This window comes from Tunicatimonas pelagia (assembly GCF_030506325.1).
Classification (GTDB): Bacteria; Bacteroidota; Bacteroidia; order Cytophagales; family Cyclobacteriaceae; genus Tunicatimonas; species Tunicatimonas pelagia.
The window spans coordinates 765,834-781,659 of the sequence record NZ_CP120683.1 but is presented as its reverse complement, the minus strand read 5'-3'; the positions used below and the strand labels follow the sequence as shown (position 1 = coordinate 781,659).

At 44.0% G+C, this 15,826-nt stretch carries 9 protein-coding genes; 7 read left to right on the top strand and 2 right to left on the bottom strand.

The genetic code is table 11. From position 1 onward, the window contains the following. The first annotated feature begins 92 nt into the window (after positions 1-92). From P0M28_RS03110 to P0M28_RS03085, 6 genes are all read left to right on the top strand, one after another. Positions 93-239 carry a hypothetical protein gene (locus P0M28_RS03110; RefSeq protein WP_302208000.1) on the top strand — a complete coding sequence of 49 codons (147 nt, stop codon included), beginning with the start codon at positions 93-95 and terminating at the stop codon, positions 237-239. A gap of 67 nt (positions 240-306) precedes the next feature. Beyond that, complete coding sequence (locus tag P0M28_RS03105; protein ID WP_302207999.1) at positions 307-2,931, top strand: DNA gyrase/topoisomerase IV subunit A; 2,625 nt, start codon at positions 307-309, stop codon at positions 2,929-2,931. A gap of 41 nt (positions 2,932-2,972) precedes the next feature. Continuing rightward, complete coding sequence (locus tag P0M28_RS03100) at positions 2,973-3,179, top strand: hypothetical protein (RefSeq protein WP_302207998.1); 207 nt, start codon at positions 2,973-2,975, stop codon at positions 3,177-3,179. A 177-nt stretch (positions 3,180-3,356) separates the two neighbouring features. After that, positions 3,357-8,024, top strand: coding sequence for a DUF748 domain-containing protein (locus P0M28_RS03095; protein ID WP_302207997.1), 4,668 nt, complete (start codon positions 3,357-3,359; stop codon positions 8,022-8,024). A 108-nt stretch (positions 8,025-8,132) separates the two neighbouring features. Beyond that, positions 8,133-8,612 carry a nucleotidyltransferase substrate binding protein gene (locus P0M28_RS03090; protein WP_302207996.1) on the top strand — a complete coding sequence of 160 codons (480 nt, stop codon included), beginning with the start codon at positions 8,133-8,135 and terminating at the stop codon, positions 8,610-8,612. Beyond that, positions 8,609-8,938, top strand: coding sequence for a nucleotidyltransferase domain-containing protein (locus P0M28_RS03085; RefSeq protein ID WP_302207995.1), 330 nt, complete (start codon positions 8,609-8,611; stop codon positions 8,936-8,938). The genes P0M28_RS03090 and P0M28_RS03085 overlap by 4 nt, the downstream gene beginning before the upstream one ends. A gap of 16 nt (positions 8,939-8,954) precedes the next feature. Here P0M28_RS03085 and P0M28_RS03080 read toward each other — a convergent pair whose 3' ends face one another. Beyond that, positions 8,955-10,388: a CCA tRNA nucleotidyltransferase gene (locus P0M28_RS03080; protein ID WP_302207994.1), complete on the bottom strand. Its 1,434-nt coding sequence runs from the start codon at positions 10,386-10,388 to the stop codon at positions 8,955-8,957. Positions 10,389-10,683: 295 nt separating this feature from the next. After that, on the bottom strand, positions 10,684-12,192 hold the full coding sequence (locus P0M28_RS03075; RefSeq protein ID WP_302207993.1) for a hypothetical protein: 1,509 nt from the start codon (positions 12,190-12,192) through the stop codon (positions 10,684-10,686). Between the two features lie 532 nt (positions 12,193-12,724). On the opposite strand from P0M28_RS03075, the gene P0M28_RS03070 reads away from it, so the two are divergent. Then, complete coding sequence (locus P0M28_RS03070; protein WP_302207992.1) at positions 12,725-15,820, top strand: RHS repeat domain-containing protein; 3,096 nt, start codon at positions 12,725-12,727, stop codon at positions 15,818-15,820. The last annotated feature ends 6 nt before the right edge of the window (positions 15,821-15,826 follow it).

Here is a 15,826-nt window from a genome sequence, read left to right as displayed (position 1 = left end):
TGAAAAATGAGGATAGAATAGTCGAGCTTCTAGCTGAGAGTCTAAAACGTCAAGATCAGCATAGCGGGCTTCTTTCACAATTAGTTGATCGTATGGACAAATCTGAAAAGCAGCAAAAGGAGTACGGTGAACGAATGATTGCTTCAGTAAATGCTTTGACGGACATTGTTCAAGCATGGATGGAAAAGACCAAGAAGATTGATGATTTTGAGGAGCGCATCCGTACGCCCGAACAATGACAATGAAAGTTAGTAATGTGCAAAACATCCCCTGCAATTAACAATTAAGCAATAGAGAAAACCCATTATGAGTGAATTGACCGCAGACGGTGGATTAGAAAACCTGGAAAGCTTAGATCAGATGTACGAGGATTATTTCCTCGACTACGCATCTTACGTAATACTAGAGCGAGCCGTTCCGGCGATAGAAGATGGCATGAAGCCAGTACAGCGACGCATCTTGCACGCCCTCAAGGAAATGGACGACGGGCGCTTTCATAAAGTAGCCAATGTCATTGGTCAAACTATGCAATTCCACCCGCACGGTGATGCTTCCATCGGTGATGCGATGGTGGGGCTGGGTCAGAAAAACCTACTGCTAGATACTCAGGGAAACTGGGGAGATATTCGGACGGGAGACCGGGCGGCGGCGGCTCGCTATATTGAAACTCGGCTATCTAAATTTGCGCTGGATGTAATATTTAATCCGCAGACTACCGGTTGGCAATTATCTTACGATGGGCGGAAGCGGGAGCCCATTACCTTTCCGGTAAAATTCCCACTATTACTGGCGCAGGGAGTAGAAGGAATTGCCGTGGGGCTTTCTACCCGAATTTTGCCTCACAACTTCGTTGAGCTAATTCAGGGCTGTATCGATACCATTCGTAACAAGAAAGTCAGTTTATTCCCCGATTTTGCTACCGGAGGTACTATTGACGTAACGGACTACAACCAGGGCAAGCGAGGGGGAAAGGTTCGGGTACGGGCTACGATGGAGGAGTACGATAAGAAAACCCTCGTAATTCGTGATATTCCGTTCGGAACTACCACCAACAGCCTAATTGACTCTATCATCAAAGCCAACGATAAGGGGAAAATCAAAATTAAGAAGGTGGTAGACAACACCGCCAAAGAGGTAGAAATACTGGTGCAGTTGGCTCCCGGGCAATCGCCGGAAATTACTAAAGATGCGCTCTATAAATTCACCGATTGCGAAGTTTCTATTTCCCCCAATGCCTGCATCATTGTAGACGATAAACCGCGTTTTGTCACCATCAACGAGTTGCTCAAACAATCGACGGAGCAAACAGTGGATCTACTTCGGCAGGAGCTTCAAATCAAAGAGGGAGAGCTGTTAGAGAAAATTCTGTTTGCCTCATTGGAGAAAATATTCATTGAAAATCGTATTTACCGCGATATTGAGGAAGCCGAAACCTGGGAAGAAGTGCTAAGCCGAATTGATAAAGGCTTACAGCCCTTCAAAAAACAATTTTACCGGGAGATTACGGAAGACGATCTGGTTCGCCTCACTGAAATCAAAATTAAGCGAATTTCTAAGTACGATAGCTTTAAGGCCGACGAGTTGATGAAACGCTTGCAAGACGACTTAGCGCAAACCCGACACGATCTGGAGCACATCAAAGAATACGCCATTGCCTACTACAAAAAGCTACTGAGCAAGTACGGAAAAGGGCGGGAGCGCAAAACTGAGATCAAAACGTTTGATACGATTAGTGCGAATATTGTAGCGGCGAACAACGAAAAGCTGTACGTCAATTATAAAGATGGCTTCATTGGCTACGGTCTTAAGAAAGGAAACGATGTGGAAATGGTTACCGAATGCTCGGATATTGACGATATCATTGTATTCCGGCAAGACGGAAAATGCGTAGTGACCCGAATTTCCGATAAAGTATTTGTGGGCAAGAATATTCTTCACGCCGATGTATTCCGTAAAAATGACGAACGACGGGTCTACAACTTGGTTTACCTTGACGGAGCCAGTGGCCGATCTATGATTAAACGATTCCAGGTACTGGCCGTCACCCGCGATAAAGAATACGATCTGACTAAGGGTAGCAAAGGCTCAAAAGTACTCTACTTCACCGCCAACCCCAATGCCGAGGCCGAAGTAATCTCCGTGAGTTTGTCGGCGCGGGCCCGAGCCAAGATCAAAAAGTTTGACTTTGATTTTGCCACGTTAGATATAAAAGGGCGCGGAGCCAATGGTAATATTCTAACCAAGTACCCGATCCGCAAGATTGAAAAGATTGTCGACGGAGAATCTACGCTAGGTGGCATCGAAATCTGGTACGACGATATCGTCGGTACACTGAACACCGATAAGCGAGGCCGCTTTCTGGGCACCTTTGAAGGAGATGACAAGCTGATGGCCATCTTTAAAGACGGTTCTTACGAGCTGAAAAATTACGAACTCACCAACAAGTTTGATCCTAACCAGACGGTACTGCTCGAGAAATTTGATAAGAACAAGCCAATATCTGCCGTGTACTACGACGGTAACTCCAAGCAGTACTACGTGAAGCGCTTTTTGGTAGAAACCACTACGCCTGATCGGCGGTTCTCATTTATTACCGATGCCCGCAGTTCAAAACTACTGGTAGCTTCTACCGACCGCCAACCTCAAATTGATCTCACCTTTATTCGGGATGGCAGTCGTAAACACGAACACCAAACCTTTGATTTAGATGTGCTGGTCGATGTGAAAGGCTGGCGAGCCTTAGGCAATCGCTTGTCCAAGCATAAAGTGAAAGATGTAAAATTACTGGCTACTCAACCCACCGCTGCCCCGCAGAAAAGCGATGAAGAGGATGATACGGCTACCGAAAAAAAAGATCCGTACAAAACTACCGGAGATGAAGTGGTATGGGACTTTAAGGGTAAGAAAAAAGACCAGATGAATTTATTCTGATGAGAGGGTAGCTCGCCTTCGTCTAACTTAATAAACATTGCATGAAACGAACCATTGGTATCATACTTACTCTAATCGGCCTAGTCAGCACTACCATTACCGGAATGCAGGTACTGGAAGACTCCGATAGCTTCAGTGTGTTGGGTATGGATGTAGTAGTAAGTCAGGCTAATTATACCCCGCTTATCATAAGCGTTATTGTACTGGTTATCGGGATAATTCTTTGGACAGGTTCACGCCGCAATTAATCAGGAAAAGAGAGGCAATCTGGTTCCGATGTGGTGCTATCCAGATAGCTTTTTAGCTTGAGTTCCGTTGGAGTTTCAACAACGGGAGTGTTGGTGAAATCTAAATTATTTCCTTTATTGAGGCACTTCTACTATACTATCCACTAGCTAGCCGTTCGGAACTCAAGTGCATTTGGTTTGAAAAAGAAGAAAGCACATTCTATTTTTTTGTGGATTACCGGCAGCACCGTAGGGTTGGTCTTATTGTTACAGTCATTACTTTTCTTTTTGGGTGACGAAATTTTGCGAGAATCTATTCTGGTGGCTTTTCGCGAATACGCCAAAGCGCGCTTTCATCCGGAACGAATGCCTGAGTTAGATTTTGGTGAGCTACGGTTAAACCTACTGGGTGGGACAATCGGTGTAACGGATTTAGCCTACCACAGCGGGCTACCCATCTCGAACGATTTAAAAGATCCTCAAACCAATTATCGTATTTCCGTGCCAACCCTCAGTGTTAGTGGGTTACATTTGTGGGAGGTGTATCGTAGTAGTCAGATTCAATTAGAAGAAATATATCTGGAGTCGCCCGAAATTATCGCGGTGCAAGTGGTAGATACCTCGAAAACAGGCGATACTTCGGAGGACGAACAGTTGCAGCAAGTTATTAGGGAGCAAGAAACTCAAATCTATAACGCGGTGCGGGAGTACGTTGATCTCTTCTCCTTCGATAAACTGGAAATTGCCAATGCCTCTTTTTTTCTGGACAAGCGAACTACGCCCGTTGCTGAAATCGACACACTTACTGCTCAACAGAGCGACTGGTTTGCCCATCGGGTAACGATTGTGCTGCAAAATTTCTGGATTGATTCAACAGTTCGGCAAGAAAAAAGCCGATTGTTGTTTACCGAAGATATTCAAGTAAAGCTAGGAGACTACCGGGTGGTGCTACCCGATAGCAGCTACGCCGTAGTAGCCGATACTTTATCTTTTTCTACTCAGAAGAAAGCACTCACTTTTCAGAATTTAGAACTCAAGCCGTTACGAGTCCAAGATTCTGCTCAGTGGTACTCTTTAACCGTACCTTTGCTGGAGATGACCGACATAGATCTGCTGGAGATTTACCGAGAAAAAACAATCTCGGTTGATACGTTACTCCTGAAATTTCCTCAGATAAAAGGCTACTCACGGGTCGCTGCTTCTTCGGAAAAAGAGTCTGAGCGATCGTTGTCGCATCTGTCGAGGGTTCATCCTGACACTTTGTATGCTCTCATCAGTGAGCAGTGGAAGCGCATCAGCATTAATCAGTTTAGCCTTACCGATGGGCAGTTGCAGTTTTTTCAGGTAGATACCGATACAGTATCATGGCTCGATGTGCCCCAGTATTCGCTATCCTTCAACGATTTTCAGCTCGATTCTACGGTGAGTCAACGGAAGGTGGATTCGCTGAGCCACGTATTGCCGATGGATAGTATTGATGGAGAGGGAAAAAATATTCGCATCTGGTTCGCCGATTTTCAGCATTATTTTACGGTAGATCAATTTAGTATACAAACCAATCGGCAGGCTCGCTACGCCTGTAACTTGGTCTTCGACTCAGCCCGAGTGCAACCTCGGGTTGACTCACTAGCCCTTTTTCTAATTGATTCTCAACCCCCGAATCTGGGCTATGATATTCGAACCTCTCAAGTGAAAATTTTTGGTATCGATCTGGAAAATCTGTCCTTCACTAAGTTTGCTGATATTGATAGCATTTGGGTAAGCCAGCCCGAAGTGGCAATTGCCAACTTTTCGGATACGCCTTTCGGCAATTTGCCCCGCCAAATATCACCTGCTGCAACCGATACCTCTGATATTACCATTAAGCAAATATTCTACAATTGGAGTCACGCTCGCCTTAATTTATATCCGGTAATCGCCCCTAACCGAACCAATGCTTGGCTAGAGCAGATGCTAGTAAAAATGCTAAACCTAGATCATGGTCACGTTGAGATCATGAACATGAATAATCGGAAGGATGGTTTCACCAAGATAGCCCACGTAGATAAGTTCCGGGGCTACTACGAAAATGTAAGTATCGGAAACGAGGCTCATCCACTTATTGCTATTGATGATGTGGTACGGTATTCATCTCAGGTGGCCGTATTTGCCGATGAGGTAGATATGACTATGAAAGGAAGCTGGTTTCAGTTTCCCTACAACCGTGCTAGCGCAGTATCAGGCGGATGGTTGGAGGCCGAAGAGGTAGGGTTATCCACGCTCGGTGCTAAAGGCTATGTGCAGGATGTTAGGTTTTGGCCTAATCGGCGAGCGGTTCGGTCATCGCCCACCCAGATGGAGCAGATGGAAATTCCTTACTTTGCCATAGAAGGAATTAATTTTGGCGAGTTGTACAATCTTCAAGTTGCTAAACTCGACCGAATTTCTCTTATTTCGCCTACTATCAGCATGAAAGTAGGGGAAGGGCAAAGAAGTCGGAATAGTGATTTTTCTATGCCGGAACTATATCTGCAAGTAGAGCCTTATCTCGATCAACTAGCAGTGAATAAGTTAGAAATTCAGCAAGCAGCAATTACCCTTCGGTCTGATGATGACGATCCTCAAGTTCGGTTCTCAACCACCTCATTAGATGTGAGTATCATCGATTTTCTGTTAGACCGAGTGACCACCGTCATTCCTGAGCGACCGTTCTACGCCCAAGAGGCGCGAATTGCAATGGGTAAATTTGATTTTAGTTTGCCAGTAGATGAAGAAGACGAAAACTTTACTGCCGAGCGGTTTCTGTACTCTTCTTACTCCGACCGACTTACTATTGACAATCTACTTTTGGTAGAGGATAGCGTAGATGCAGCAGATAATACTACCGATCTTCAAGTAACTCAGCTTGCTCTGCACCGCATGAACTTTTTTCGCTACTTCACCAAAAATGAAATGGAAGTAGAAAAGGTAATTGTACGTCGTCCTAATGTATCTATCGCAACAAAAAAAGGGCAAGCAAAGCGTTCAACTAAACCAGGTCGTGTATTGCAAGCAGAAATATATCCTAAAATCAAATCGGTAACCGAAGGAATTTACGTGAATCAGCTTTCGGTAGAAGAAGGGGTGTTCTCCTACGTACAAACAGATTCAGACACGCTGCACTATATTCAGGCCGACACGTTATTACTGAATGCGTACCAACTGGCGATAGATTCGCTGAGTCAGCAACAGCAAGCCAAGATGCTTTTTGCTGATAAGCTTAACTTTAATATCCACATCAGCGATTATCTACTACGTTTGCCCGAGGCTCATCAGAGTATCCAAGCGAAGGAGGTTGTGTTATCCAATCAGGATGAACGAATATCGGTAAGCGACCTAGCTATTAAACCATATGGTTTTCAGGCTACCAATTTTAGTGACTACCCCCAGCAGAATCTGGTATCGCTCGCTACTCCCTCATTGCACATAGTTGATTTGGATGTAGAAAAAATGTTCACGCAAGGCGAACTAGACGTAGAAAGAGTCAATATTATGAACCCGGCTATTGAAGTTTATCAATTCGGCAAGGATTCTTCGGCAAGTAGTAGCTCCCCCCTGGCTTGGTCGGAGATAGCTTCTCCCTACCTGGAAGCGTACAACATTGATAATATTAACTTTACGAACGGCACGGTAACTATCTACCAAAACCAAGATGATGATAGGCCGGCGTTCGGGGCGGAGCGTGTTGACCTGAGCTTAATCGGACTGCAAGTAGACAGTCTGGCGTATCATCAATTTATTACCAAACCTTCAGAGCAGGATAGTAGAAAAAATATTACCCGAAAACTACTGTTAGCGGATGATTTGCTGGTTCGGGTTCATGACTATCAACTTGCGCTAAGCGATACGTTGTATACGGCCAAGGCTGATCAGATTAGCTTATCCACCAAGAATCCTGAACTCAAAATTAGTGGGTTTGTGCTGGCTCCCCGGGTACCACGTTACCTGTATAAAAAGGTTTTTCCTCTTCAAAAGACACGAGTAGCCGCTCAGATTGAAACCATTCGCTTTAACGATATTGATTTTGAGGAGTTGATAAAGCAACGCCATCTTCATGCTCACTCTCTGATACTGGATGATATTCAGATAGATGCGTTTAAAGACGCTCGGGTGCCCCGGAACCACGAGCGCACCTTGCCCATGCACCAGGAAATGCTGCTTGATCTGGACTTCTTGCTAACGCTAGATACTATTCAGGTAACCAACGGTTTTATTAATTACGCCGAACGCGTTCCTGATGCCAGCCAAGACGGAATTATTACCTTTGAGCAATTCAATGCCCTATTGACCAATGCAACCAATCATCCAGATCGTTTAAAGGATAGTGTGGTTTTTACTATGACTGCCAAAACACAGGTGATGGGCCAGGGTGACCTCAAAGTTTCCTTCAGGTTTCCGATGACCGATAAGGATATGAGCTTTACTGTGAACGGAGAATTAGATTCTATGGATTTGAAAGCCATTAATCCCATACTAGAGCACTCGGCTTTTGTTCATATTCGGGAAGGGCAAGCCAACAGTATGCGGTTTTATGTACAGGGCAACCGAGATCGCTCCACCGGAGAATTGCGCTTCAACTACAATGATCTGAACATTCTGCTGGTTGATAAAAATAAAGGGCGTCCCGGGTTAGACGAGCGAGTGGGTTCGCTGATCGCTAATGCGTTTGTAGTAAAGGCCGATAACCCGAAAGCAATCTTCTTTAGGGTCGGGGAGATAGAACACGAGCGCGACCCCAGCCGATCTATTTTTAGCTACTGGTGGCGTAGTCTGCTCAGCGGAATCAAGTCCAGCATTGGTATGCAACCCGTAGCCGAGCGTGTGCGGGAAGAGACCATGGTTGAATAGTAATGGGTGGCCTTTGGGTATAGGAAAACGAAATTAGTCGCTTTGAATTATTGCTTGAGTTTGTTAAATAGCTAAAAGTAGAAATGCGTAAACTGTTTAAGGTAAGTAATGAGTGAGCAAAATGTACGATGGGAGCAGCGATTTAGCAACTACAACAAAGCGTTGGAAAAACTAGACCAAGCTGTAAATACGATAACGACAGAGTATACGGATGAGAATGGTGTGCTAAATACTGACGATTTTTTGGACGATATGCTCAAAGAAGGGTTGATACAACGCTTTGAGTATACCCATGAGTTAGCCTGGAAGGTGATGAAGGATTACGCTAATTACCAGGGATTTACTGATATAGGTGGTTCAAGAGATGCTACTCGGAATGCTTTTTCCACAGGTTTAATTACAGATGGTGAGGTGTGGATGGAGATGATTAGAAGTCGGAACCTAACCACTCATACTTATAACGAAGAGACAGCGGACGAAATATTTACCAAAATTATGAATGATTACCATCCTCAATTTTTGGCGTTTCGGGAAAAGATGGAAGAAAAACGAGGTGGTAGCCAGGAGGATTTACTTGACTCAGTATGACCTACGGATTAAGCAGCAAAACCATACGGTCTATACAAGAAGTTTTTACCCATTATCCTCAGATAGATAAAGCAATTTTGTATGGTTCTCGCGCTCGAAATAATTACCGCCGAAGCTCGGATATAGATATTACTCTAATGGGAACCAACCTTAGCTTATCATTATTAGCAAAGGTAGAGAGTGAAATAGACGATCTCTTATTACCTTATGAATTCGATATTTCTTGTTATCAAAGTATTAAAAACACTGACTTGAAACGTCATATTGATCAGGTCGGAAAAGTCTTTTACACGAAAGATTGTTTACCTCAATCTCTCGAAAGATAAATTTTATTTTGTAAAGTCAATTATCAATAGGTCGCAACCCTTTGGCCGTAGCAATCTTTAGCATGTAGGCATACGCCTCTTCTCGCTCGTTACGAATTTTGCCATCCAATACCGCCTCTCTCAGCTCATTTTTAATATCACCCACAATGCGGGATGGTTTCAAGTTAAAAGTTTCCATAATATCCTCTCCGGTAATTACTGGCTGAAAATTTCGCAGATGATCTTTTTCTTCTACAAGCTGCATCTTTTCTTCTACCCGATCAAAGTTTTGCAAGTATCGTTTTACCCGGCTGTGGTTTTTTGAGGTAATATCGGCTCGGCATAGTTTCATCAGCGCTTCAATATCATCGCCAGCTTCGTACAGTAGGCGACGTACTGCTGAGTCGGTCACCTCCTTTTTCACTAGGGCGATGGGGCGTAGGTGTAGCCGTACTAGTTTTTGCACAAACTTCATTTTCTGATCGAGTGGTAGCTTTAGCCGTCGGAATATATGCGGAACCATCCGAGCCCCTCGGTCTTCGTGCCCATGAAACGTCCAGCCCGCTTTAGGATGAAAACGTTTGGTAGGCGGTTTAGCGATGTCGTGCAGAATAGCGGCCCAGCGTAGCCATAAGTCATCCGTCACCTGACTCACATTGTCCAACACCTGTAGCGTATGGTAAAAATTATCTTTATGTGATTTGCCGTTAATGGTTTCTACTCCCTGCAAAGCCACCATTTCAGAAAAAAACTGATGAAGTAATTGGCTGTGAAACAGAAGCTTGAAGCCGTAGGAAGGCAGAGACGACAGAATAATCTTATTCAGTTCAGTAGTAATTCGCTCCTGCGAAACGATCTGAAGCCGTTCGGCGTGGTCAATCAGCGCATCAAAGGTTTTGGGGGCAATATCAAACGAAAGCTGAGAGGCAAAGCGAACCGCTCGCATCATCCGTAGCGGATCATCAGAAAAAGTAATCGCCGGATCAAGCGGAGTTTTGATCGTTTTACGCTTTAGGTCACCTACACCGTCAAATGGATCAATTAACTCACCGTAGTTTTCATTATTGAGGCTTATGGCCAAGGCATTAATGGTGAAATCCCGCCGATTTTGGTCGTCTTGCAGTGTGCCATTTTCTACAATCGGCTTGCGAGAATCGCGCTGGTACGATTCCTTGCGCGCTCCTACAAACTCTAGCTCATAGTCTTGGTGCCGAACCATAGCGGTACCGAAGTTTTTAAAAACGGTAACATCAGTGGTATGACCTGCTTGGGTTTTTAGGTGTTCGGCTACTTTTTTTGCTAGCGAAATACCATCGCCTACGCATACAAAGTCAATATCTTTAGAAGGGCGTTTCAACAACAGGTCGCGCACGTAACCGCCTACCACGTAAGTTTCCCGTTGCATCTCTTGGGCAGCTTTCGCTACTAGCGCAAATATCGGATTAGTACGGAGCGCCTCAGCTAAATTCATACCTACAAAACTAATAACTCCCCCGGGGAAAAGATAATCTTACCAAGATGTTTTCCGCAAGAGGGGGCTAGTCGGGCCTAAGTATTAGAAATTTATTGCTAGATTCAAGATATGAAACTATTGCTAGCAGCACTTATGTGGGGAGTGTTGCTTTCAACTTACGGTCATAGGAGTTACGCAAAGTTGTTGATAAAGTCTCGTTGAGCTTCTAGGAGCAAGAATTGTCTTACCATTTCTCTTCACTGAAGTATATCTCCTTTATAGAAAGCCAGTAGGCTGTGATAGGCTCTACTGCTTATATGTAGAATCCCATCCGGATATTCCACTTTAGTGAGTACGGCCCTTGCGAAAGGTAGGTGAAGTTACGCAAGAAGAGCACGTTACCTTTAATCTTCTTGGTCACATTGTACCGTTTGCCCCCGCCAACGAGTACACCATCCACCCACTGCCGCTGAGTATTATCCGGTGAAGTAGCGGGGTTCGGTACTAACGCCCGTAGCCGCTCGTACTCGGCATGCAGTAAAAACTTCTTAAACAGTTGGCACTGGGTATAGCCCCGAAAGCCGTAGACCGGATAATCCCAAATGAGACGATTATTGCCATCAAAGGCGAGACGATACGTGCCCCCAATACCCGATGACCAACGTTTGGACAACTTATACCCAACGAAAGGGGAAATATCAAAAGCAGTGGGTGGCCCCTGATGGATTTGCAGGGTAAAACCACCCGTCAATCGTTCTTTTAACGACTTGCCCTTGAGGGAAGTGCGCTTCACCAGCTTACCCGTTTGGGTGTTGACGTGGGAATATTTGCGCTTGAGTTTGGACAGTTGCTGTTGGGCGGCCTGTAGTTCTTGGGTACGCCCGGCAAAGTGGTCTACGGACTGTTCAATGAGCTTTTGTTTCGCTTTCTGCTTGAGAAATTCCTGATCACCGTACTGGCTGATTTGCCCTTTGAGCTCTTCGGGCTGGCCTTGCACCGCTTTTAGTGCCCCTTCCTGTTCTTTCAATGCCTGGATTTCTTTGGTACCTGACAAGGCTTTCTCACCCGCCTGGGGCAACTGTTCAACCTCATTGAGCTTCCCTTGGGAAATGGCTTTGGCATCCTTACCGTAGGTGCCTACTTTTCCGGTAATATCTTTCGCCGTACCCAGATGCTCACTCGCTTGCTGGATATCACCCACGCCTTTTACCTCACCTAAGTGTTCTCCCGGAAGAGCCTTTATTTCTTGAAACGTACCCGTAGAAAGATCCGGTTGACCCGGCAGGCCATCCCCCGCTAATCCGGGAACGTTGGGGAGATCAGCACCGGGGGCAGCAAGGTCGGTTTCTCGTTCAATATTATCCAGTGCGCTTTGGGTATCTTGGACAGGTTTGGTATTCGTTACTTTGCTTTTAAGTTTCCCTTCGGCTGATTGAACTTTACGGTTCGTTTGTTTGATGACATCGAGTTTATCTAGTAGTTGGTGAGTCGTATCTATTACCGATTCCACGGGCTGGGTAACGGTTTGCTCTACGCTATTCAGTGAATCCGCTACGGGGGAAGTTAGTTTCTTCGTGCTGGCATCAATATCGGTAACCTGTTCTAAAGTATCTAAGTGTTGGTTGGTATGTTGCAAGGTGGTATCTACCGGCTGCCACTTTTCTTCCTCTGATTGGGCTAAAGAATCAATTGTATTAGGTACTGGATTTACCCCTTCAGAAGCACCCGTAACCGATTGAGCTAAAGATGAAAAAGCCCAAAAGCCCCCTAGTGTAAGGAAAACGGATAAGCGAGTAAGAAAGGGGTAAAAAGATACGTTCATACAAGCAAGCAAATTTATGCGATATACTACAAAGGTAATAAAAATATAATTATTACAATATATTATAGTAAAATAAATATAAATAGTGAGATTTATGCTGCATCTTAGCGAAATACTAAGCTGAGTAAGAATTGGAGATATGTTGCCCAGAAGGGCGTTTTGAAATGAGTAAAATCACCCTACCTTTGCCTTTATCCTTGCTACACAATCCCCTACTAACTATTGCGCTAAATGTACTGGCAGTTTTGTCAGTATGAATTGTCATGTGCTTTATACAGGGAGCAGTATCGGTGTATCAGCGGGGTTTAAAAGCATATGTTGTAAAATATAAGCAGTTTATAGAGTATACCTTCTGGGATACTATTCATATTTAAGTAATTCTACTGATTGTTTTAATTTTATGGGTTCTTATCAATGGCTATTTTCTTTTCTTTTATGCTGTCTAAGTTTCTACCCAACAGCTAATGCACAGAATGACAATGATAATTTAGCAATACCACAGTTGATACCACCTTCACCAATTGCCGCATCATTGGTAAAGTACGCAGATATTCCAGTAAATAGTTATACCGGAGTGCCAGCCATCAATATTCCATTTCAACTGCGGACTATGGTGCCTTCCGCGCCAGAAGTAGCAATGTTGGGCAGATTTGGAAACTTTCCTGTAAGCTACTACACCGGTAGTCCTAATATTTCTGTACCATTGTTTGTATTGGATGAATATGGTTTAGACTTACCTATAACCCTAGCATATAGTGCTAATGGAATCCGAGTAGCCGACTACTCTACTTGGGTAGGATTAGGTTGGAACCTATCGCCGGGCGGATCAATATCACGTATCGTCGTGGGGAATGAACAAGACAACCATAACCCTAGAGTGTACAATGCTATACGAGAATATTGGGGCGGAGGTACTGACTGTGATTATGTAAGAATATATTACGATGTAAATACACCTGTTCACCCTACCACATATGCCTTTTTAGGGTGCGATATAGAGGCAGCACCTAATCCTGGTGAGGGTATTCAAGTCACACTACCGCAGTTCCCAGTAGAATCTATGTCTGCTTGGGCGCAATCAGCGAATTATTTTCAGCCTGATATCTACTCCTTCAACTTCTTAGGCTACTCAGGGCAATTTTATATCAACCCCCAGACTGACTTGGCAGTTATAATGAATAAGAAAGATGCCATCACCTTTGAAAAAGATAAAAACAATACGAGTTGGAATCCTGAAGAAGACGGTTGGATAGCTAAACTACCGAACGGAATAGAAGTATACTTTCAGGAAATTGAAAGTGTTGAGCAAGCGGTGTCTAGTTGTACCAGTGGAGACCCTTCTCTAACCTGGAGGATCAATCGCATAGTGCTCAATAACAAACGTGAGATAGTATTTAGCTATACTTCTCGTACTTACAGCACCGCCACAATAGCCAATGTCGATCGAGCGGCGTTTCTAACCCAAGAAGATTTTGCCCATAATCAACTACAGCGCGATCCATTCAACCCGCCCTTTCAGAACTTTTCCTGTAATGGTAATCGCCGACCAATAGAAGTGATAAATACCGTAAAGGTGCTAACGGGAATTACTTCGCCGAAGTATCAAATCGATTTTACTTTATATCCTGGAGAAACTAAACCCCGATTACAAAAACTGGAGATACAATCAAGGGTAGACTCTGGTGTAAAGAAAGGTTTTGAGTTTGGCTTCTCAGAGTTTAAAAAGGCTGATTTTTTTACCCAGTGGAATCAATGGAACCGCTGGGGCAGCAACGGCTTGTTTACTAACTTTTTTGGCGACGAGGGCAACTTCATCAAATATAAGCTCACGACCTTAAGAGAATATGGAATTCAAGATACGAATAAAGAATATACGCCTCCTTATTTATTTTCTTACGCGGAAGACATTGGCTTGGCACCTCCCCTTACGTTCGCCCAAGACTACTGGGGTTACTATAACGGTCAGCACAGTAACCGAGGATTAATACCTGATGAAAGTCAAATGTACGAAGCTGGTTTGTTTGCCGATGATGCCTTAGTAGATGCAGTACGATTGGATGTGGATTTAAGAACCAGATCGAATAGTAACCGGGGAGTAAGTATAGCTCATATGGAGCAGGGAGTACTACAGAAAATTACCTATCCTACTAAAGGACATACTACGTTTAATTTTGAACCTCATTATTTTAACCCTTCAAGTGACTTTGGGGACTATATCATTGAGGCAGATGACATAGGTTACAGCGGTAAATATCGGGAGAATTATAATGGCCCTACTACGGTGGACAGCAGAGGGGCAGGACTACGAATAAAGGAAATGATAAACTACGACAGTGATAATAATTTTATAAGCAGAAAGAAATTTAGCTATGAGGGGGGGAAGCTACTGGAGCCGATAAATTTTTGGCAAGTTCAACGCTACATGGTTGTTCAAAATAATAGTGGATCTACTACTAATGAAACCGACGTCTTTTACTATCACATATGGACGGGATCGGGCACAAACTACAATCAGTCATTCTTGATACCAAATTCGGTAGGCTACAACACCGTAGTCGTAGAGGAAAGTGATACTGAAACAGATCAGGCCAACGAGAGGATCAACGGTAGTGAGCACTATCAGTTTCATAACTACGAGACATTCTACAACCCCCAAGCAGGCCGGGTGTCATACAGCTACCTTAATAATAAGAACGGCTTAGTACGCAGCGTAAAGCAAAAAGATAATTTAGATGATGTTATTCGCAATACCGAATATGCTTACCAGCGCATTGAACAATCAGAGTTTCTTTCCATGTCAGCAAAAGTGATAATACCTGGTTCGGGCATTGATGGTTTGTTTCGTATAGAATATACTCCCTTTAAGTCGGATTGGTGGAAACAGTGGATTATTACCGAGGATTTGGATAACGTGCAAACAGTAAGAAAATATGAGTATAGTGATGATGGTTGGGGCAATGTAGCCTCAGAAGAGATCATAAATAGCGATCAAAAGGCCCATAAAACGAGGTATCAATATGCTGAAGATTTCACTGACAATGCAGCAAACAAGTATGGCAGTAACTATTTAAGGGCTAGCCACATGTACAGCCAGGTGTTGGAACAGACTAGCACAGTCAATGAGGTGCCTACCCAAAAGGTGACTACTACGTACACTACAAAAAACGGATTAGTATTGCCAGTGTTCGTAGATCAGTTTCCTACGGGAACCAGTGAGAAAACTAAAGTTGATTATAAACACGATAATTTTAGAAATATCATTCAGGTACTAGGACAAGATGGCGTACCTATCTCTTATATCTGGGGCTACAACCAAACCCTACCCGTAGCTAAGATCGTAGGGGTTACATTTGATAAAATAGAAGGTATTGATGGTTTTGGCATCGGCTTTAATGCGGGGACAGCAAGCTTGAGTGCTACGCAAATACAAACACTACGGGATGAATTGAAGCCAGCTCAAGTGTCAACGTATACCTATGACCCGCTACGAGGCATCACTTCCCAAACCGATCCCGCTGGGATAATCACATATTACGATTACGATGGCTTAGGGCGGTTACAGATAGTCAAAGATTTCAATAAAGACATTGTAGAACACTACCAATACAATTACGCTGGGCAGCGCTAACGGCTT

What these genes read in the sequence shown, in the direction of transcription:
- P0M28_RS03105 (WP_302207999.1), top strand. Translation starts at nt 307, where the DNA reads ATGAGTGAATTGACCGCAGACGGTGGATTAGAAAACCTGGAAAGCTTA.
- P0M28_RS03090 (WP_302207996.1), top strand. Translation starts at nt 8,133, where the DNA reads ATGAGTGAGCAAAATGTACGATGGGAGCAGCGATTTAGCAACTACAAC.
- P0M28_RS03110 (WP_302208000.1), top strand. Translation starts at nt 93, where the DNA reads ATGGACAAATCTGAAAAGCAGCAAAAGGAGTACGGTGAACGAATGATT.
- P0M28_RS03080 (WP_302207994.1), bottom strand. Translation starts at nt 10,388, where the DNA reads ATGAATTTAGCTGAGGCGCTCCGTACTAATCCGATATTTGCGCTAGTA.
- P0M28_RS03085 (WP_302207995.1), top strand. Translation starts at nt 8,609, where the DNA reads ATGACCTACGGATTAAGCAGCAAAACCATACGGTCTATACAAGAAGTT.
- P0M28_RS03075 (WP_302207993.1), bottom strand. Translation starts at nt 12,192, where the DNA reads ATGAACGTATCTTTTTACCCCTTTCTTACTCGCTTATCCGTTTTCCTT.
- P0M28_RS03100 (WP_302207998.1), top strand. Translation starts at nt 2,973, where the DNA reads ATGAAACGAACCATTGGTATCATACTTACTCTAATCGGCCTAGTCAGC.